Here is an 18,955-nt window from a genome sequence, read left to right as displayed (position 1 = left end):
CGGAGAATCATTGTGTCCGTCACCCCATGAAAAACGCCCGCAGGTGACTGCCTGCGGGCGTTTTGCATACCATCAGGGCATACAGGTCAGCAGATCAGGAGGACTGATCGCTGTCATCACTGTCGCTGGAGCCTGATTTGCTCTCTTCGACCTGTTTGAGCAGGATGTCCAGCGCCTGCTTGCCACGCTCACCGACCATGTCGACATAGACCTGACGGACCGGGCGGGCGAGTTCACGGAAGCGGCTACGCTCCTTTTCATCCAGATAGATGATGTTGATATCGCTGTTGTCCTTGATGGTCTCAAGACGCTCGGCGTTGAATTGCGTCTGGATGTCGTGCCCCTTTTGCACCATCTCTTTCAGTGTGGACTGCAGCATCTCCTGTTGATCATCCGACAGCGCTTCGTACCAATCCTCATTGGCGATCAGGTTGCCGATGAACTGTGCCTGCTCGGCAAAGATCATGTCGTCCTGCACTTCATAAAACCCCATGTTCTCATGAGCGAAAACGGGCTGGATGTTGCCCTCGGCCTGCCCCTGCTGCAGCGCGCTGTAGAGCTCGCCATAGGCAATGGTGATGGGCGAGGCGCCATAGGCCTGATAGGTCGCGCGCAGCAGACTGTTGTCCATGACGCGAATCTGCAGCCCCTTCATGTCCTCGGGCGTGCGAATCGGCTTGTTGGCGGTCCACACCTGGAAGCCTTCGGGCAGGGCCGCCAGCGGTACCAGCCCGCGACTGCGAAACGACTGCTGCCACGCCTCGCTTTGCATGAACGCATCGGAATTGAGAATTTCCGCGGTTTCCAGCTGGTCGTTGGGCATGACGTAGTTAAGGCTCATCAACTGACTTTCAGGTACGGTGCCGCCCAGAAAGCCCGAGCCGAAGGAGATGGGGATAGCACCGCTTTGCAGTGCGTCATACAGCGCGGAATAGTTGGAGCCCCAGACCCCGTAGGGAAGGATCTGGACGGTGACATCACCGTCGCTTTTTTCTTCGATCAGATCCTTGAAGGCTTCTGCATAAGCGTACTGGACACTGCCTTCGGTCTCCTCAAGACCAAAGCGCCATGTGTCGGCGAGCGCAGACGTTGCCGCCCCCATGATCGAGAGAGCAAACACTCCGGTCACGACGTTACGAATCTGCATACGGATACCTTTAATAGTTGTTTATCCGAGTTCAGAACAGGACAGCGGTATCTTCCTGTCAAATCGAGTAACAGGTGTTTGATACCGATCTGCCGAAGGAAACTCACTGTATCACAGCTTTTAACGCCCCCTGATTGACCGCCGGCCGGTCACGTTTCTGAAACAGCAGTCGCAGCGACACAAGCCCCCTTTTGCAGACGTTGAGCCAGTGCACTCAAAACTGTCGCGCGACCTCATAAAAGCGCTGCAGCGTCTGCACTGATGCCGGTCGGGTACGTCGGGAAACCACCACAAACAGCGGCAGGTTGAGCAAAAGCCCCCAGAAACCGGCATGAATACCCAGCGGGTTGGGCCAGATCACCGTCAGGGCAAACGTCACCGCAAATCCTGCCAGAAGCCCCGCCATGACGCCGCTGCGGGTCGCGCCGAACCAGAAGAACATACCGATGAACGCTGGCAGCACCTGAGCGGCAAAGCCGAGCCCCACCAGCAGGATCATCACCAGATTGCCGGGCTCACTGATGGCCAGAACCGCCACCAGTGCCAGCACCGGAAAGAGCATCCAGCGCGCCAGACGTGCCGTAAAGGCATCCCCCAGACGCAGCGCCGGCTGAATGACATCCCGCGTAACCGACAACGCGACCGAATGGATGAAGGGCTCGCAGGAGGACATCGCCGCGGCCAGCGTGCCCGCGCCCAGAAGCCCGGTCAGCCATGCCGGCATGGTCTGCATCGCCGTCTCGAGCACTACCGTGTCGGCGCGCGACAGGGTCGGCAGCGTGAAAATACCGATAAAGCCCACCACCACCATCGGCAGGATGACCACATAGTAGGTGGGCAGCCAGGTGGCGCTGCGGCGAATGGTCTCGCGCGAGCGCGCGCTCATCCATTGCGTCCAGACCGGGGGCAGAAAGGAGAGCATCGACACGATGATCGAGGTCGTCCAGAAGGCAAACCCCATGTTGCCACTGGCCCCCGGCAGGGTCATGAACTCGGGCCTTTCGGCGGCCAGACGCTCGAAAAGCGCCCCGGTGGTCCAGCCGCCGGTGAAATCGTGCACCGCCCAGAGACCGACCAGCCAGGCCACCAGCAGCATGAGCCCGCCCTGAAAGGCGTTGGTCATGCCGATGGCTCGCTGACCGCTGATATAGAGATAGCTGCCCATCACGCCGAGCACCATCAGTACCCCCACCCATATCGGGATAAGGCCGCCGCTCATGACGCTCAGGATATAGGCGGCGCCCATGGTCTGAAGCACCGCGTAGGCCAGCGTCCCGATGGCCATGACCAGCGAGGCCAGCGCGCCCAGCGCCGTGCTTTCAAACCGGTCACGAATGGCGCTGGCCTGGGTCACATGGCCAAAGCGCGCGCCCAGCGTCCAGACCTTCGGGCCGAAATACCAGGCCACCACGGCCAGATAAGAGAGATAGATCACGACATAAAAGACCGCCACGCCTCGTGAAAAGGCCCAGCCCGGCGCTCCCATGAAGGTATAGGCACTGACGCTGCCGGCGCCGATCAGCAGATAGAGCATCATGGCGTTCATGCTGCGCCCGGCCACGCCCCACTGTTCGAGTCCTGTCATGGCGTGGCCGCCCCGAGCGCGAATGCCCAGTCCCAGCGCCAGGGCTATATATAGAAGGGTCAGCCATAGCGGCGTCATGCCTGTCATGATGTCCTGGACTCCCCTGAGGAATGACCCTGTTCGGCCTCTGCCCTGCTATCCTCTCTGGGCAGCCGATTGCCCAGCGCCATGAGCGCGACGCTCAAAAAGACAATGACATAGCTCCAAAGCGCCATCAGTGGCAGACCGGCCACCACCGCAGGCCGGTTAAAGAGCATGATGACCGGCCAGCAACCAGCCGCTATCAGCAGCATGAACGCCACCAGCAGCCCGCGCGCGCGACGACTGCGAGGCATGATGATCCGGGGACGCAACTTTTGCGCCGCCGGGCCGATATCATAGTCAGCCATATCCTGTCCTGATGTGACGCCCTCAGGGGCGGTCGATGTCAACCAAAAGGGATGCGGAGAATAACAGTGTGATACCACGACATGTAACAATCATCACTTTGATCACATCTTTACCCGCACACCAGGGTATGCTTGCGCCCCAACACCATCATGTGCCGATGTTTTCATCGGGACAGACCGCCTACCCGGGACAGGTAGCATGATCAACGCGACAGGAGTTTCAATGCGACACGCATTCAGGCCAACGCTTACCACGCTGGCACTGGCCACCCTGATGGCAGGATGCGCCAGTTCCGGGTCTTCATCTTCAGGCTATTACGCCACGGCGCTGACCAACATCAGCGGCGCCAAAGTCAACCTGACCGGCAATCGTCTCGACGCCTGGGTCGGTTGCAACCATCTGAGCGCCAACGCTCGACCCGACGAGGCCCGACTGGACGTCGGCGATATCGCCTCGACGCAGATGGCCTGCCAGCCCTCCGACGAGCGTCGTGAAAAGGTGCTTGCCGAGTTCCTCAAGCGCGGGCCCAAACTCGACAAGACCGGCGACATGTGGCTTTTGCGTGACAACGTTCACGCCGTGGTGGTTCATACCAATACCGACCCACAGCTGACGCACGCCAGCTTTGGTCCGAATCCGGCCGCTACCGGTGCCGACAACGGCGCCACCGAAAGTGCCCTGGCCATGGATCGCGCCATCGAACGTGAAAGCCTCGAGCAGGCCGCCAGCCGTCCGGCGCCACATCAGCAGGCACCGCAGCAGCAGGCACAGCAGGTGGCTGCCACGCCGGCCCCCCGGACGACGCCCGAGCCTGCTCCGGCCGTCAGGACCGCTGCGACCGCGCCACAGCCCTCGGCACCCGAGCCGGTCGCCGAGCGTCCACATCTTCAGTTCTACAGTCAGGTCGGTGCCGGCGCGCCGGTGACTCGCGCCAGATCGCGCGCCATGGCGCAGGCCCCGGCAGCCGAGCCTGTCGATACCGCACCCGAGCGGTCGTCCATCGGCATGAGCAACGAGATTCACACCGGTAACACGGTTGCCCCGGCCCGCACGGTCGCGCAGGCACCGGTCAATACCGCGCCCGAGCGCGCGCCCATCGGTATGGGCAACGAGATTCGTACCGGCGACACGGTTGCCCCGGCGCCGGCCCGTACGGTGGCTCAGGCACCAGCCGCTGCCGAACCGATCAACACCGCCTCCGAGCGTGCCCCTGTCGGTCTCGGCAACGAGATTCGCACCGGCGACACGGTTGCCCCGGCACCGGCCCGTACCGTCGCGCAGGCCCCGACGACTGCCGCAGAACCGATCAACACGGCCGCCGAACAGGAGCCCATCGCCCTGAACGGTCAGATTCAAACCGGTGACACGCTCGCCCCGGCGCAGCAGGCACAGGTCGCTCAGAGCCGTTCGGCACCGCGTGGCGCCACCACCATGGCACTGGCCCCGAGCGACGCTGTTCAGGCGACACGGATGACCGGCGAAGTGTCCCGTGATGTCGCGCTGCAGTCGCCGCGTCTGGACCTGTGGCAGCAGATGGGTGCCGACGGCTGGCAGCTCGCACCGCAGCATACGCCCAGCGACAGCGCCCCCTGGCAGCCGGCCGTCGAGACCTCGCGCCTTGCCTGGTTTGCCAGCCTGCTCAAGGGCGATACCGCGAGCAACCTGCCTGACGTGACCGTGACCGCGCCACGCGAGATTCGCTCCTATGCGGTCCGTGAAAGCAATCAGTGGGTGCTGTACTCGGGTGAGCCGATCGACCAGGCCCAGCAGAAAGTGCTCTCCGACGAGCCGCATCAGCAGGACAAATCGCATGAGCTGACCGAACGCGACAGCGTCAGCGACAAGGGCGTCATCACCACATCCCGCCTGGACGAGAGCGCTCTGGAGCGCGGCGTGCGCGCCACCACCTCTCGCGCCCTGAGCTGGCTGAGCGCGCGCTGGCAGGCCTGATTTTCCGGTTTGACCCGCCGCTCGACATCCGGCCGACAGTCTTTACACTGTCGGCCGGTCTTTTTTTATCCATATCATTTTTGCCTGCACGACGTTGCACAGCACTGCCACAGGGTTGCGTCATGACCACCGACTTCATCTGCCCCTGCTGCAGCGGCGATCACTATGATCGCTGCTGCGCTCCGCTTCACCGTGGCGAGCGGGTCGCTGCCACGCCCGAAGCCCTCATGCGCTCGCGCTACAGCGCTTTTGCCCTAGGCGGGCTGGGAGAGTATCTGCTCGAGACCTGGGCCGAGAACGCCCCCGGCCGTCCGCCGAGCGATGCGGCCATGCTCAACGTGCGCACCGTCGACTGGCAGCGTCTGGAGATACTGCAGACCCGCGTCAACGGCGCTCAGGGCATGGTGGAGTTTCGGGCCTGGTATCTGGAAGACGATCGGGAGCAGACGCTGCATGAGCGGTCTCGCTTTCGCCGCAGCGCCGGCCGCTGGCGCTATGTCGATGGCGTTATCGACCCGCCCGCGATGGCGCTGGCCGGGCGCAATGACCCCTGCCCTTGTGGCAGCGGCCGGAAATACAAGAAGTGCTGTGCCGGTCAATAAGCACTGGCAAATCGGCCTGTTGTTTCCCAGACTTTTACGTCAACCCTGCTGATCCGGAGCCAGCTTGGACCACCCCAGCGGTAATACCCAGCGCCTTGTGACCGTTGCCGCACGATGCGGCTATACCGCCAAGGGCATGATCTATATCACCATCGGCTGGCTGTCGATGATGGCGGTGCTGGGTATGGGCGGGCGCAACGGCGGCTCCTCGGAGGCCATCAGCGAACTGGCCACCCAGCCCTTCGGCAGCGTGCTCATTACGCTGCTGGCGATCGGGCTGTTTGGCTATACCGCCTGGCGCCTGATGCAGGCCCTCTTTGATGCCGAACAAAAGGGGCGCGACTGGAAGGGCATTCTGACCCGGCTCGGCTATGTGCTCAGCGGAGTCATCTACGCCGGCATTGCCATCAACTGCGTCGAACTGCTGCTCAACAGTGGCGGCAGCTCGGGATCTACCTCAAGCCATACTCGCGAGGTCATGTCGCATCCCGGTGGCATTGTGGCGATCTTTCTGATCGGGCTCGGCTTTCTGGGTGTAGGAATGCGCCAGATCTGGCGTGGCTGGCATCACAGCTATGAAAAGAACTGGCATCTTGATGAGATGAGCCGCGCCCAGCGTCTGATCGCCGCCAATGTCTCGCGAATCGGTCTGACCGCGCGCGGCATCGTGTTCATGATCGTGGCGCTATTCCTGTGTCTTGCGGCCATCAATACCGATCCTTCCGACGCGCGCGGACTGGGCGGGGCGCTCAGCGTTCTGGCCGAACAGCCCTTCGGGCCCTGGCTGCTGGGGCTGGTCGCCATGGGCCTGATCGCCTATGGCGGCTACTGCCTGGTCAATGCCCGCTTTCGCAATGTCGATGCCTGATGCCGGGCATCATCCTCCCCTTCATGTCACGACCGGCACGTTTCAGAGCCCTTAAAGGCCCTGAAAGACTTCCATCACCAGACGGACATTGAGCACCAGAATCAGTATCGCGATGGCCCAGGTCAGCGCCCGGGTCTTCCAGCCGATAGCCAGCTCGCCCATCCAGTCACGTCGTGAGACAAATCGGATCAACGGGATGATGGCAAACGGCAGCTGCAGCGACAGCACAACCTGACTCAGCACCAGCAGCCGCCCAACACTCTGATCGCCGTAGACCTGGGTGACATACAGTACCGGCAGGATTGCCAGCCCGCGTGTGATCAGGCGTCGTACCCAGGGCTTCATTCGAAAGCGCAGAAACCCTTCCATCACGATCTGACCGGCAAGCGTTGCCGTGACGGTCGAATTGAGTCCCGAGGCCAGCAGCGCCACCCCAAAGAGCGTGGCGGCAATGCCGGCCCCCAGCAGCGGACTCAAAAGCCCGTAGGCCTCCTCGATCTCTACCACCGTCCGGCCGGCGCTGTGAAAGACGGCGGCGGCCAGAATCAGAATGCCGGCGTTGACAAAAAGCGCCAGCGACAGGGAAATCGTGCTGTCCAGGGTGGCAAAACGCAGCGCTTCGCGCTTGCCCCGCGCGTGCTGTTCAAAATCACGGGTCTTCACCAGCGCCGAGTGCAGATACAGGTTATGCGGCATGACCGTGGCACCGATGATGCCGATGGCGATGTAGAGCATCTGCGGGTTGGTCACGATGCTGGTATCAGGCGTCAGAAAGCCGTCGGCAATGCCGGAAAGCGACGGTTGCGCCAGTACCAGCTCGACCACGAAACAGCCAAAAATCATCGCCATCAGCGACATTACGAAGGCTTCCAGCCAGCGAAAGCCGCGGCGCATCAGCATCAACAGCACCACCGTATCAATGATGGTGATGCCCGCCCCCCAGGCCAGCGGTATGCCAAACAGCAGCTTGAGCGCCACGGCCGTACCGATCACTTCGGCAAGGTCTGTTGCGATGATGGCCAGCTCGCACAGCGCCCAGAGCGCCACGTTGACCGGTCTTGAATAGTGCTCACGACAGCTCTGCGCCAGATCACGACCGCTGGCGATGCCCAGCCGTGCGCACAGGGACTGCAGCAGCACGGCCATCAGGTTGGACAGCAGAATGACGCATAAAAGCGTGTAGCCAAAGCGCGACCCGCCTTCCAGCGACGTCGCCCAGTTGCCCGGATCGATATAGCCCACCGACACCATGGCACCGGGCCCCAGAAAGGCCAGAAACCGCCGGAAGGCACTCCCGCCACGAGGCACGCTGATGCTGCCGGGCACGATGTCGGTGGCCAGCAGTGCCTCCGACTGTCGGGATGTCGCGCTCATGAGAGCCCCCTGTGCTTGAAGCAAAACTTAATGCCACCAGAGTAATATAATTATACCCCGGTTAAAAAGAGGCTCCGGACAACCTCTTTTGCCGATTGCACCCTGAAGGGGGCCGGCTACGCTTCACTACAGGCCATCGTTTCTCGCAGGCGATCATGTCTTGAAGACGTTCAACGGTGGCAGTTGGACCACCATTGTTTTGACCGAGAGGGAGGCATCATGGCACGGGAGTCATCACCAGATCGTCCACGCCGACGCTCACACAGGGGCCGCTGGGCGCTTGCCGGGCTGACTGCCAGCCTGGCGTGGGCCAGCTGGCAAAAGCATCAGACCCTCAGGGCAGCCCGTCACGATCAGCGTCACACCGCACCGGAGCTGTCACACAGCGCCCTGGTCAACAATATCCTGATGCGCTGGGAAGCGCACGGCGAGCGCAGTGATCAGCCACCGGTGGTCATGATCCATGGTATCCCCACCACCCCGCGCCTGTGGCGTCACGTCGTTCCGCGTCTTGCCGGCACGGGTACCTGCTGCCTGGCCTGGGAGATGGTCGGCTTTGGCTGGTCGATCAATGAAGGGCTGGAGCGCGATATTTCGCTGGCCGCTCAGGTGGACTATCTGATCGCCTGGCTGGACCATCAGGAGATCGAGCGCGCCACCTTCGTTGGCCACGATATCGGCGGCGGTATACTGCAGGCCCTCCTGGCGCTCTATCCTGAACGCGTTGCGGGGCTGGTACTGGTGGACCCGGCCCCCCTCGATCAATGGCCGATACCGACAGTGGCCGGTGCGACGCGCCTGACCGGCGTCATCGAAAAGCTGCCTCCCGCGCTGGCCAGGCCACTGCTTCACAGGATATTCACCGGCCCGGCCCATGGCGGCAGGCAGCACGGTGCAGCCTCGAACGCGCTATCGTGGGCACCCTACAGTCAGCCGACCGGTCCTGCCGGTCTGGCGCATCAGATTCGCTGCATGAGCACCGGGGATGGCCGGTCGATCGCGGCCCGGCTGCCACTGACCCCCACCATGCCCGTGGCCCTGCTGCAGGGCGATCAGGACCCACAGTCGATGGCCTCGGTCGAGCGTCTGGCCGCCAGAATGTCGGTGCCGATCATTCGACGCGTTCGTGGTGGCGGCCATTTCACCCCCGAGGAGCACCCCGATATCGTGGCCGAGGAGATCCATCGCATGATCACGCGTGTGGCACAGGGTACCGACGCCGATGAGGCGAGCGCCCCCCATCTCTGATCATCAGTCATGATCGTCAGGCGGTGCGGTGTCCCGGGCCGCCTGCTGCTTCAGCGTCTCGATCCAGGCAGACAGGCGCGTGAAGTGGCTGCCCTTCCAATAGATATGGCGACACCCGCTGCAGCGATGAAATTCGTCGTACCAGGTCAGGGTGTGTGCCTCCAGCCGACCGGCCACCGAGGCCTTCGAGACCTTTGCCAGCGGTGCGTTGCAGCGCACGCAGCGCTTGAAGGCAGCAATCTCGCCGTGGAGTTCAAAGCGTCGGCAGACCTCCTCGACCTGCCGTATCGGGTCGGTATCACGTACGAAATAGCCGTGCACGATCCGGCGGCGATACAGCAGGCGACGATCGCGCGTAAGCAGAATCCGACGCTGGGCGGCCGAGATATCGGTCAGTTCCTCGTCGCTGAAATCGTTGCGCCAGCACACGTCAAAGCCCAGCAGGCGCAGATAGCGGGCCAGCCGGCCCAGATGAACATCAAGCACAAGGCGTGCCGGACGCGAACGCGGCGGCTGCAGGGCATGGCCGGACAGTCGATGCCCCGACGAGCGTGCCGGCCAGGCCCTGACCAGCCAGTGCTCATCCTCAAGCGGTTCGATCAGCGTTTCAAAGGCCGCCGGGCGATCGTTGAGCGTCAGCGCCGCGATTTCCGGGTGCGGCACGCCAAGCGATTCGACCAGGTCCTTGAGCGATGTCCGTCGTCGAGTGTGCGGCGTAACCGGCTGCCCTCGCCCCGAAGGCGGCAGGAAATCATCGAGACAGCCATGAAAAAGTACCTGTACACCCATCGCCCAGGGTCTCGACATTCATGATATTGAACGCCCCAGTGTGGTGGTCAGGCACTCGGATGTCACACCAGCGTGCTGTTCTCGCGGCTGTCTTTTTGTAACGCCCGGTGATCCTGAAAGACGCCTGCTATCTCCGGACAGGTATTAGCCTTCCGCAGCATTATGCCGATTCATTTTCCATCAACGTAGCGCTCGCGCAGATGACGACGGTAATACTCCGGGTTGAGCGCCTCTCCAGTGGCCTGACGGATCAGTTCCGATGTTTCCAGCAGACTGCCCTGCTGCCAGATATGGGTCCTGAGCCATTCAAGCAGCAGGCTCGGATCCCCTTCGGCAATCCGCGCATCAAGCTGCGGCTCTGCCTGACGCGCAGCGGCCATCAGCTGGGCGGCCAGCATGGCGCCAAGGCTGTAGGTGGGGAAGTAACCGAACGACCCGTCGGTCCAGTGGATGTCCTGCAGGCAGCCATCGCGGTAGTTGCCGCGGGTATCGAGTCCCAGCAGGCGCGCCATGCCCTCATCCCAGCGCGCAGGAATGTCTTCCACCTCGATTTCCCCCTCGATCAGGGCACGTTCGATGTCATAGCGCAGCAGAATGTGCGCCGGATAGCTGACTTCATCGGCATCAACGCGGATCAGGCCCGGCTCGACCTGCTGGGCCAGACGAATCAGATTTTCCGCCTGGAACGCGGGCTGATCGCCGAAGGTTTCCACCAGCCACGGCTGCAGCGTTCGGATAAAGGGCGCGCTGCGTCCCAGCTGCATCTCGAAGCTCAGACTCTGGGATTCATGCACCGCCATCGAGCGGGCGCGTCCGGCGGGCTGATGGCGCCACGTCGGCGGCAGGTTCTGTTCGTAGCGGGCATGGCCGGTCTCGTGAATGATGCCCATCAGCGCCGTCAGGCACTCATCCTCGCGGTAGCGGGTTGTCAGGCGCACATCCTCCGGCACGCCGCCGCAGAAGGGATGCAGGCTGACATCCAGCCGGCCGTGGTCAAAATCAAATCCTAGCCAGCGCATGACGCGCTCGCCAAGGCGACGCTGATCCTCCGTGGCAAAGGGGCCCTCGGGCAGGGCAATGCGACGCTCGCGCTGATGCGCCTGCACCTCGCTCAACAGTTCCGGCAGCCACTGGCGCATGTCGTTGAAGATGCGGTCCAGCTCGGCCACGGTCAGGCCCGGCTCAAACTTTTGCAAAAGCGCTTCATAGCGGCCGCAGCCGAGCGCTTCGGCGCGAATGCCGGCTTCCTCGCGCGACAGGCGCACCACCTCCCTGAAGGCAGGCAGAAAGCCCTGCCAGTCGTTGTCGGGGCGACAGCGACGCCAGATGCTTTCACAACGGGCGCCGGCCAGCGACTGCGCCTCGACCAGTGCCGGCGGCATGACGGTGGCGTCCTGCACCTCCCGCGTCATCTCGCGCAGATTGGCCCTTTGTTCGTCTTCAAGCGCTACGGCATCGGTCTCGTCGAGCAGACGGCGCGTCTCCGGCGCGGTCAGGGTGTCATGCACCAGCACGCTCAGCTCCGCCATGGCCTCGGCGCGGGCCTCATTGCCGCCCGGCGGCATCAGGGTCAGCTGGTCCCAGCCTGCCATGGCGCCCAGGTGCGCGTAGCGGTGCAGGCGCGTGAAGCGCGCTTCGAGCTGCTGATAGGCCGTACTGGATGTCATGCAATGCTCCGTCATGGTTGGTTCAGGTATCAAAAGAAGTGAAGGCAAAGCCATCGCGCGGGAAGTGAACCCGCACCGCGCCGATCTCCCGGCCTTCAAACGAGGCCTTTCGCTCGAGCGTGAGGGTCTCGGCACTGAGGTGGACCAGCCGACCGTGCACTGCGTCAACGCCGTAGTCCACAGCGTGCACGGCAATCGAATCGCCTGCGGCCATGCCGGCGCTGTCATCGAACTCGCCCATTAGCGGCTGCCAGTGGTTGCAGTCGGCCGCAATCTCGTGCGCGGCCGCCTCGCTGACCTCACGGGCGCTGCCGTGACCAAAGGCCTGCATTCGCGCAAACCAGGCCATCACGGCGGGATAGCCTTCGGTGATTGCGCGCACGCCCGGGTTGTTTCTGACATACCAGATCGGATGATAAAGCGAAAAATCGGCCAGCGTTGGATGCTCGCCCAGCACGAACGGCTGAGGCGCCAGCTGCGCCTCGAGGGTTGCAAGCGTCGGGCCCCACACGGCACGGGAGAATTGATCATCGGGTCTTGAGACGCTGCCGCCGCTGAAAAGCTCGGCGCGATCCGCCTGAAAGCGGGCCAGCGCTTCTTCGCCGAGCTGCTCGACGAGAACAGCTCGCCCCTCAGGGCGAAACAGAATCGGGATGGCCGCCATAAAAAGACGATCACCCAGTTCTTCCATCGCTCTGACGCTGGCCGCCTGATCAAGCGGCACCAGCGATGTCGTTTCCGACAGCTGCTCGATCACGCGCACGATCAGCGCGGTGTCGCAGTAGACATCGCGCCCCAGCTGCAGCGCCGGCGTTTTGCGATAGCCGCCGGTCAGGGCCGTGAAACAGGGCTTGGGCATGACGCGCGGGATATGTACCGATCCCCACTGTAGACCGCAGTAGCCGAGCAGCAGGCGTACCTTTTCGGAAAAGGGCGACGCGTCAAAGTGATGGAGCAGTGGTTCACTCATGGCAATGCCCCCTGCATGAATCTGGTGGGAAGTATGTTCAAGGGCTTATGCTGTCGGCCTGCCCAAGGGCATGGCAGCGATCACCATTATCGAGGGAAAACATCAAAATGAAAGTCAGCGCACGTAACGTACTGGAAGGCCGTGTCACGGAAGTCGTGGAAGGCGCCATTAACGCCGAGGTGGCCCTTGAGCTTGACGGCGGGGAAACACTGGTCGCCGTCATCACCCTGCAAAGTCTCAAGCGCCTCGAGATCAAGGTGGGCAGCACCGCCATCGCCATGATCAAGGCCCCCTGGGTCACGCTGATGACCGATCATGAAGGGCTGCGACTGTCGGCACGCAACTGTCTGTCAGGAAAGGTTGAAAGCGTCAGCGACGGCGCGGTCAACGCCGAAGTGGCGCTGACCCTGAAAGGCGGCGAGCGCCTTTATGCCATCGTGACACGTCCCTCGGTCGAGGCACTGGGTCTGACCGAGGGCGTGGCGGCCACCGCCGTCATCAAGGCCTCGCATATTCTGCTGGCCACGCGGGAGGAGTAAGCGATCTAGAGTGCCGCCATCGACGCCACGTCAAAGGTATCGGCCTGATCGTACTGTTCGCGCCAGGCGACCAGCTCGGCGATGGACACCATGGGATAGTCGTATTCACGGGCGAAGGCTTCCAGGGCTTCGCCCTGCATCATGGTGCCGTCGTCGTTCATCAGCTCGCAGAGCACGCCGGTCGGGGCATGGCCCGCCAGACGTACCAGATCGATGGTCGCCTCGGTGTGGCCGCGCCGCTCCAGCACGCCATTGTCACGCGCCCGCAGCGGGAAGATATGTCCGGGACGAACGAGATCCTCGGCGCGGGCATTGTCAGCCACCGCCGCCCGCACGGTGACGGTGCGATCATGGGCGCTGACACCGGTGGTGACCCCCGTTCGGGCCTCGATGGTGACGGTAAAGCCGGTCGAGTAGGGACTTTCATTGTTGACCACCATCGGCGGCAGTTCGAGACGCTCGGCATGATCACCGGTCAGGCACAGGCAGACGATGCCGCTGCCAAAACGGATCATCTGCGCCATCTGCGGGCTTTCCAGAGTGGTGGCGGCAAAGATCAGATCGCCTTCGTTTTCACGGTCGGGATCATCGGTGACCACCACGCCGCGGCCGCAGGCGAGGCTGTCGAGCGCGGCCCGCACGCGAGCGCCGGCATCGGTGGTTCGGGGAGTATCAATTTCTTTTTCAAACGACATGACAGGCTGCTCCAGAATCGCCAAAAAAGGCGAATGACAAGGAACAGGGCAAGACAGGAGTTCATGTACGACACGTACAGCGACGCAGGACTGCCGCAGCGGCAACCCGGCATCGATCCTCTCCCATCCGGACTATGACCGTCGGCACCGGAATCTCACCGGTTCCTGCGCGTGGTGCGCTCGCGGGCTTGTTCGCCATGTCCGTGACACGTCGACATCACCGCCGGTGGGGACTTTCACCCCGCCCTGAGGATCTGATTCGAAAAACGAATCCGGTTCAGACTATCTCGCAAATTCGCCCCGGGCAATCCCTGCTCGAACGTGTCCATCGCAAAAGGTCATATTGGCGAAATCTGTTTCAACGGTCAGGCTTGTACCCTCAACTCATGCAAAAGGAAAAACCCATGTCCCGCTGGCTTTACCATGTATCACGCTCGCTGTGCACCGGTCTGCTGATGGCCGGCATGGGGGCCGGCAGCGCGCTGGCCTCCGGAGGCGATGCCCCTGCCGTGGTCGCTGAAACGCCCGGATTCAATGATCTGGTTGACGACAACGCTGACATTCAGCAGCTTTTTGGCGGCGCCAAATGGAGCGAGGGACCGCTGGCGCTGCCGGATGGCAGCGTGATCTGGAGCGATATCAAGAACAATCGCGTGATGGTCTGGCGCGAGGGAGAAGAGGTTGGCGAGTGGCTCAGACCGGCCCAGTTCCACAACGGCCATGCCCTCGATCACGAAGGGCGCGTCATTGCCGCCTCGCACGGCAAGCGTGCGGTCGAAAGACAAAACGAGGATGGCCAATGGGAGGTGCTGGCCGATCTGGACGGCGAGCAAAAACTCAACAGCCCCAACGACCTGGTGGTCGATGCTCGCGGGCGCATCTGGTTTACCGATCCGACCTTTGGCATTGATGAGCCCGAAGAGGGCTACGGCGGGCGCTCGGTGACCGGGGGTGAGTACGTTTATCGCTTCGACCCGGAAAGCGATGAGCTGACCCGACTGTCAACGCCGGCGGTCAAAACGCCCAACGGGCTGGCCTTTGCCCCGGGCGAGAACACGCTTTACATCGCCGACTCCGAGCTGGGCCACGACCGCGAGAATGACAGCCTCAATCATCATATCGTTGCCTACGACGTCGACGAGGACGGTGCGCTGGCCAACGAGCGCATTTTTGCCGAGGTTTCTCCCGGTGTGCCAGACGGCATCAAGGTCGACGAGCATGGCAACGTCTGGTCCAGCAGCGACAGCGGCCTGCAGGTTTTCAATCCGGATGGCGAGCGTCTGGGTCGTATCGATCTGCCCGAGCGCACGGCCAATCTGGCCTTTGCCGAGCACGGCGGTCAGCACTATCTGTTCGTGACCGCCACCAGCAGTCTGTACCGCATTCCGGTCAATGTGGGCGAGGCGCGTTCACAGCGCGACTGACCTGTTCATCCCGGGCGTCTCCGGCACGAGATCGATGACCGTGCCGGAGTCTCTGAAAGCGTCGGGCTCGACGTTGTCCGACAGCGACCGAGCGACCCGCTCTTCCAGCGCATCCAGCCAGGCGTAGCGCTTTCGGTACATGCTGCGCTTTCTGGAAGCGATGATCTCTACGGGTTTGCGGCGCTGGGCAGCGGGCAGCACGACCCAGCCTGGCTCAAACGCCTCACCGCCGTGTTCGATGATCAGCGCGTCCAGATCAAAGCCTCGCTGGCGGCTGCCGTTGGGTCTGGCCCGGTAGACGTGATGGGCGTTATCCACGCAGTAGATGTTTGTCATGCCAAGGCTTCGCGCCAGCATCTGCGTCAGCTCGACCATCAGCGACTGCGGTCGCAGACCAAAGTGATCGCGGGTGAACTGTCGGTTCCAGTCCGACTGCTGACGTGAGCCCTGCACGGTGCCCAGGCACAGCGCCGGCCGGCCCTGCTCGTCACGCATGAAGGAGAGCGCCGCACTGTAAAGGCGCTTTCTGGGTGGGCGGATGATCATCAGCATCATCTCGCCTTCCTTGTCATGCGCGCCTCGATAGCCCAGATAAATATTGGCCGTTTCACCGCCCACCTCGCAGGCCCCCAGCCATAGTCCGGGGCGCTGCATGATGCGCGCACTGACGTCATCTCCGAGCAGATCGGCCTGCAGGCGATAGTGCAGCAGCAGATGGCGCAGCCGCTCGACATGGCTGTAGCGAATCGAGATGTAGGGTCGAAACGGTTTGTTGAGCAGATTGGCCCGGTTCGTTACGGCCTTTTCCAGCAGCGGGTTCAGACCGATGCCAAGCATCATGGCGCGATGAATACCGTAATGAAGGGTGGCACGCAAAAACATCTTGTAGCGCATCTTCCATTCACGCCGCTTCGGATAAACATGATGGGCAGCACGCCAGGAAGACGCATGCTCCCAATGAAAGGAGACAGGAGATGAACTCATGGCAGACAGCTCGTTTGACGCCCGGCAGGACGGATAAACACCAGTAGACGCTTAAAGATTAAGAAAATATTAAGCCTATATTAAAGGCGTTGGCCCGGGGGAGCAAACAGTGTTCGCTATCAAATCGATGAGGTTTTCAACGGCGGGTTTCGGTAAAACCTGAGTGCAAAAGGTCGATTCGGTTTTTTGAGGGCCTCTCCAGGCGCTTCTCCCGGGTGAACCGACAGCGACACGAAAGCCGCGGCGGCTATCGACCGGCCATAAAAAACCCGGCGCCAGAAGGCGCCGGGTTGGGTGAAGCGACGAGTCGGGATCAGACGTCGAAGCGGTCGTGCATCATCACCTTGTTCCAGGCGGCGACGAAGTCGCGAACGAGCTTCTCGTGGCCGCCCTTCTGCGCGTAGAACTCACTGAGCTGACGCAGCTGGGAGTTGGCACCGAAGATCAGATCGCAGCGAGTGGCCTTGAACCGGGTCTCGCCGGAGCTGCGATCGTTGAGCGTGAACTCCAGACCGTCTTCATCGACCTTCTTCCACTCGAAATCCGGAGAGGTCAGGTTGAGGAAGAAGTCGTTGGTCAGCACCCCCGGACGATGCGTGAAAACGCCATGCTGTTGATAGGCCCCCTTCGCATTGACATCGAGCACACGCAGGCCGCCGACCAGAGCCGTCCATTCAGGCGCTGACAGACCCAGCAGCGCAGCGCGATCCAGAAAGATCTCTTCCGGCGAGATGTTGTACTGGATGTCGTCACGATGGAAGTTACGAAAGCCGTCGGAAACCGGCTCGAGCCAGCGGAAGGCCTGCTCGTCGGTCTGCTCGGCGGTGGCGTCGTTGCGACCCGGCGTAAAGGGCACCTCGACGTTGACACCGGCGTCCTTCGCGGCCTTTTCAACCGCAGCGCAGCCGCCCAGCACGATCAGATCCGCCAGCGAGACTTTCTTGTGACCACTCTGGGCACCATCGAAGTCGCGCTTGATGCCTTCAAGAACGCCGAGCACCTGAGCGAGATCGCCAGGATTATTGACCGGCCAGTCCTTCATGGGCGCCAGGCGAATACGAGCACCATCGGCACCGCCGCGCTTGTCGGACGTTCGGAAGGTTGAAGCCGATCCCCACGCCACGGCGGTGAGCTGAGAAACGCTCAGGCCACTGTCCAGAATACGGCGCTTGAGATCAGCGATATCACCGGCATCGACAAGTTCAAAATCGACGGCGGGAATCGGGTCCTGCCAGATCAGCTCTTCCTGCGGTACTTCCGGACCGAGATAGCGCGCTTTCGGGCCCATGTCGCGGTGCGTCAGCTTGTACCAGGCGCGTGAGAACGCGTCGGTGAAGTAATCGAAGTCCTCGAGGAATTTCTCGCAGATTTTGCGATAGGACGGGTCAACCTTGAGCGCGATGTCGGACGTCATCATCATCAGCGGATGATCGACGCCTTCAAGGTGTGCGTCCGGCGTGCGCGGCGCATTCCTGTCGACCGGCGTCCACTGCAGCGCGCCTGCCGGGCTGCGGGTCTGCTCCCACTCGAAGTTGAACAGGTTTTCGAGATAGCTGTTATCCCACTGGGTCGGGTTCTGCGTCCAGGAACCTTCGATCCCGTTGGTCATGGTGTCTTCGGCGTTACCCTTGCCGCGCGGGTTGTGCCAGCCAAGCCCCTGGGCTTCCATCGGTGCGCCTTCCGGGGCGAAACCGATCTGATCCGGCGGGGTCATGCCGTGGGACTTGCCGAAGGCGTGACCGCCGGCGATCAGGGCCACGGTCTCTTCATCGTTCATCGCCATGCGGCCGAAGGTGATGCGGATGTCGGCAGCGGAGTCTTCCGGCACGCCCTTCTTGGCCGAGCCTTCCGGATCGACGTAGATCAGGTTGGAATTCGATGCTGCCAGCGGCGCTTCGAGATCGTAGTTGTCGTCGCCGGCTTCGCCGGTCCAGCGCAGGTCACGATTGACCATCTGATCCGGATGGCCTTCGAACGGGCCGTGGGGAGCGTCATCGACTTTTTTGCCGTACCAGGATTCCGGACCCCAGTAGGTCAGATTGTCCGGCTCCCAGGCATCAATACGCCCGCCTGCAAAGCCGAAGGTCGGGAAGTTCATGATTTCCAGCGAGCAGTTGCCGGTCAATACGATCAGATCGGCCCACGAGATGGCATCGCCATATTTCTGCTTGATCGGCCATAGCAGACGACGCGACTTGTCGACGTTGCCGTTGTCCCACCAGCTGTTGATCGGGGCAAAGCGCTGCATGGCTTCACCCGCGCCACCACGGCCATCGGCGATGCGATAGGTGCCGGCGGAGTGCCACGCCATGCGAATCATCTGCGGGCCGTAGTTGCCGTAATCCGAGGGCCACCAGTCGACCGAGGAGGTCAGCAGCGCCTTGATGTCCTTTTTGATTTCGGCCAGATCCAGCTGGCTGAAAGCCTGTGCGTAGTCAAATCCCTCATCCTGGGGGTTGGCCTCGCGCGGGTTCTGGTGCAGGAGTTCTACCTTGAGCCGGTTGGGCCACCAGTGGTCGGTGGTGGGCGCGGAACCGGCCACACCGCCTACGGTGTCGCCTGCAAAGGGGCACTTGCCGCCGATTTTGACGTCTTCACTCATGATGTCTGTCCCGGTCTGCCGGAGCGACACCCTGCAATGCGGTCAGGGGGGCGTCGCCGGACACTGATTGGTGTTGATCGCAGGGCGGACAAGTACCGGATATCGATACGCAACGCCCCTG

General features: G+C 62.3%; 16 protein-coding genes and 1 riboswitch. Of the genes, 6 read left to right on the top strand and 10 right to left on the bottom strand.

What is annotated here, in order from left to right; genetic code table 11:
- Nucleotides 1-94: 94 nt before the first annotated feature.
- The 3 genes from dctP to BM079_RS12925 all read right to left on the bottom strand — a co-directional run bounded on the left by dctP (nucleotide 95) and on the right by BM079_RS12925 (nucleotide 3,121).
- Nucleotides 95-1,147: a TRAP transporter substrate-binding protein DctP gene (dctP, locus tag BM079_RS12935; RefSeq protein ID WP_090134773.1), complete on the bottom strand. Its 1,053-nt coding sequence runs from the start codon at nucleotides 1,145-1,147 to the stop codon at nucleotides 95-97.
- A 214-nt stretch (nucleotides 1,148-1,361) separates the two neighbouring features.
- Nucleotides 1,362-2,819, bottom strand: a complete 1,458-nt coding sequence (locus BM079_RS12930; RefSeq protein WP_090134771.1) for a sodium:solute symporter family protein — start codon at nucleotides 2,817-2,819, stop codon at nucleotides 1,362-1,364.
- Entirely contained in the window at nucleotides 2,816-3,121 is a 306-nt protein-coding gene (locus tag BM079_RS12925) for a hypothetical protein (RefSeq protein WP_175489691.1), read from the bottom strand. The genes BM079_RS12930 and BM079_RS12925 overlap by 4 nt, the downstream gene beginning before the upstream one ends.
- A 223-nt stretch (nucleotides 3,122-3,344) precedes the next feature.
- Between BM079_RS12925 and BM079_RS12920 the strand changes: the two genes are divergently transcribed.
- The 3 genes from BM079_RS12920 (at nucleotide 3,345) to BM079_RS12910 (ending at nucleotide 6,542) form a co-directional block, all read left to right on the top strand.
- Nucleotides 3,345-5,072, top strand: coding sequence for an META domain-containing protein (locus tag BM079_RS12920; RefSeq protein ID WP_175489690.1), 1,728 nt, complete (start codon nucleotides 3,345-3,347; stop codon nucleotides 5,070-5,072).
- 122 nt (nucleotides 5,073-5,194) lie between these two features.
- Nucleotides 5,195-5,674, top strand: coding sequence for a YchJ family protein (locus BM079_RS12915; RefSeq protein ID WP_090134766.1), 480 nt, complete (start codon nucleotides 5,195-5,197; stop codon nucleotides 5,672-5,674).
- Nucleotides 5,675-5,738: 64 nt separating this feature from the next.
- Nucleotides 5,739-6,542: a DUF1206 domain-containing protein gene (locus BM079_RS12910; protein WP_245743036.1), complete on the top strand. Its 804-nt coding sequence runs from the start codon at nucleotides 5,739-5,741 to the stop codon at nucleotides 6,540-6,542.
- Between the two features lie 51 nt (nucleotides 6,543-6,593).
- Here BM079_RS12910 and BM079_RS12905 read toward each other — a convergent pair whose 3' ends face one another.
- Nucleotides 6,594-7,916 carry an Nramp family divalent metal transporter gene (locus BM079_RS12905; protein WP_090134764.1) on the bottom strand — a complete coding sequence of 441 codons (1,323 nt, stop codon included), beginning with the start codon at nucleotides 7,914-7,916 and terminating at the stop codon, nucleotides 6,594-6,596.
- 219 nt (nucleotides 7,917-8,135) lie between these two features.
- Here BM079_RS12905 and BM079_RS12900 point away from each other — a divergent pair, with 219 nt between their 5' ends.
- Entirely contained in the window at nucleotides 8,136-9,164 is a 1,029-nt protein-coding gene (locus BM079_RS12900) for an alpha/beta fold hydrolase (RefSeq protein WP_090134761.1), read from the top strand.
- Between the two features lie 3 nt (nucleotides 9,165-9,167).
- Here the strand turns inward: BM079_RS12900 and BM079_RS12895 are convergent, their stop codons facing one another.
- The 3 genes from BM079_RS12895 to BM079_RS12885 form a co-directional block, all read right to left on the bottom strand.
- Nucleotides 9,168-9,971, bottom strand: coding sequence for a Mut7-C RNAse domain-containing protein (locus tag BM079_RS12895; protein ID WP_090134758.1), 804 nt, complete (start codon nucleotides 9,969-9,971; stop codon nucleotides 9,168-9,170).
- 152 nt (nucleotides 9,972-10,123) lie between these two features.
- The gene (locus tag BM079_RS12890; RefSeq protein WP_090134756.1) at nucleotides 10,124-11,620 is read right to left on the bottom strand and encodes a carboxypeptidase M32; all 1,497 of its coding nucleotides are present in this window, start codon (nucleotides 11,618-11,620) and stop codon (nucleotides 10,124-10,126) included.
- A 22-nt stretch (nucleotides 11,621-11,642) separates the two neighbouring features.
- Nucleotides 11,643-12,590: a glutathione S-transferase family protein gene (locus BM079_RS12885; RefSeq protein WP_090134753.1), complete on the bottom strand. Its 948-nt coding sequence runs from the start codon at nucleotides 12,588-12,590 to the stop codon at nucleotides 11,643-11,645.
- Between the two features lie 107 nt (nucleotides 12,591-12,697).
- Here BM079_RS12885 and BM079_RS12880 point away from each other — a divergent pair, with 107 nt between their 5' ends.
- Nucleotides 12,698-13,129 (top strand): TOBE domain-containing protein, encoded by a 432-nt coding sequence (locus BM079_RS12880; protein ID WP_090134750.1) that lies wholly within the window; start codon nucleotides 12,698-12,700, stop codon nucleotides 13,127-13,129.
- Between the two features lie 5 nt (nucleotides 13,130-13,134).
- On the opposite strand, the gene ribB is transcribed toward BM079_RS12880, so the two are convergent.
- Complete coding sequence (gene ribB / locus BM079_RS12875) at nucleotides 13,135-13,824, bottom strand: 3,4-dihydroxy-2-butanone-4-phosphate synthase (RefSeq protein ID WP_090134748.1); 690 nt, start codon at nucleotides 13,822-13,824, stop codon at nucleotides 13,135-13,137.
- A gap of 111 nt (nucleotides 13,825-13,935) precedes the next feature.
- Nucleotides 13,936-14,082, bottom strand: a riboswitch (FMN riboswitch).
- Between the two features lie 146 nt (nucleotides 14,083-14,228).
- Here ribB and BM079_RS12865 point away from each other — a divergent pair.
- The gene (locus BM079_RS12865; protein WP_090134746.1) at nucleotides 14,229-15,248 is read left to right on the top strand and encodes an SMP-30/gluconolactonase/LRE family protein; all 1,020 of its coding nucleotides are present in this window, start codon (nucleotides 14,229-14,231) and stop codon (nucleotides 15,246-15,248) included.
- Here BM079_RS12865 and BM079_RS12860 read toward each other — a convergent pair.
- Nucleotides 15,234-16,232, bottom strand: a complete 999-nt coding sequence (locus BM079_RS12860) for a DUF535 family protein (protein ID WP_090134744.1) — start codon at nucleotides 16,230-16,232, stop codon at nucleotides 15,234-15,236. The two genes, BM079_RS12865 and BM079_RS12860, sit on opposite strands and share 15 nt — an antisense overlap.
- 313 nt (nucleotides 16,233-16,545) lie before the next feature.
- Nucleotides 16,546-18,834 carry a catalase/peroxidase HPI gene (gene katG, locus BM079_RS12855; protein ID WP_090134742.1) on the bottom strand — a complete coding sequence of 763 codons (2,289 nt, stop codon included), beginning with the start codon at nucleotides 18,832-18,834 and terminating at the stop codon, nucleotides 16,546-16,548.
- Nucleotides 18,835-18,955 lie beyond the last annotated feature (121 nt).

This window comes from Kushneria avicenniae, assembly GCF_900112585.1.
GTDB lineage: Bacteria > Pseudomonadota > Gammaproteobacteria > Pseudomonadales > Halomonadaceae > Kushneria > Kushneria avicenniae.
Note: the sequence above shows the minus strand (reverse complement) of the source record. Positions and strands in the feature narration are given on the sequence as shown.

What these genes read in the sequence shown, in the direction of transcription:
- dctP (WP_090134773.1), bottom strand. Translation starts at nt 1,147, where the DNA reads ATGCAGATTCGTAACGTCGTGACCGGAGTGTTTGCTCTCTCGATCATG.
- BM079_RS12930 (WP_090134771.1), bottom strand. Translation starts at nt 2,819, where the DNA reads ATGACAGGCATGACGCCGCTATGGCTGACCCTTCTATATATAGCCCTG.
- BM079_RS12925 (WP_175489691.1), bottom strand. Translation starts at nt 3,121, where the DNA reads ATGGCTGACTATGATATCGGCCCGGCGGCGCAAAAGTTGCGTCCCCGG.
- BM079_RS12920 (WP_175489690.1), top strand. Translation starts at nt 3,345, where the DNA reads ATGCGACACGCATTCAGGCCAACGCTTACCACGCTGGCACTGGCCACC.
- BM079_RS12915 (WP_090134766.1), top strand. Translation starts at nt 5,195, where the DNA reads ATGACCACCGACTTCATCTGCCCCTGCTGCAGCGGCGATCACTATGAT.
- BM079_RS12905 (WP_090134764.1), bottom strand. Translation starts at nt 7,916, where the DNA reads ATGAGCGCGACATCCCGACAGTCGGAGGCACTGCTGGCCACCGACATC.
- BM079_RS12900 (WP_090134761.1), top strand. Translation starts at nt 8,136, where the DNA reads ATGGCACGGGAGTCATCACCAGATCGTCCACGCCGACGCTCACACAGG.
- BM079_RS12895 (WP_090134758.1), bottom strand. Translation starts at nt 9,971, where the DNA reads ATGTCGAGACCCTGGGCGATGGGTGTACAGGTACTTTTTCATGGCTGT.
- BM079_RS12890 (WP_090134756.1), bottom strand. Translation starts at nt 11,620, where the DNA reads ATGACATCCAGTACGGCCTATCAGCAGCTCGAAGCGCGCTTCACGCGC.
- BM079_RS12885 (WP_090134753.1), bottom strand. Translation starts at nt 12,590, where the DNA reads ATGAGTGAACCACTGCTCCATCACTTTGACGCGTCGCCCTTTTCCGAA.
- BM079_RS12880 (WP_090134750.1), top strand. Translation starts at nt 12,698, where the DNA reads ATGAAAGTCAGCGCACGTAACGTACTGGAAGGCCGTGTCACGGAAGTC.
- ribB (WP_090134748.1), bottom strand. Translation starts at nt 13,824, where the DNA reads ATGTCGTTTGAAAAAGAAATTGATACTCCCCGAACCACCGATGCCGGC.
- BM079_RS12865 (WP_090134746.1), top strand. Translation starts at nt 14,229, where the DNA reads ATGTCCCGCTGGCTTTACCATGTATCACGCTCGCTGTGCACCGGTCTG.
- BM079_RS12860 (WP_090134744.1), bottom strand. Translation starts at nt 16,232, where the DNA reads ATGAGTTCATCTCCTGTCTCCTTTCATTGGGAGCATGCGTCTTCCTGG.
- katG (WP_090134742.1), bottom strand. Translation starts at nt 18,834, where the DNA reads ATGAGTGAAGACGTCAAAATCGGCGGCAAGTGCCCCTTTGCAGGCGAC.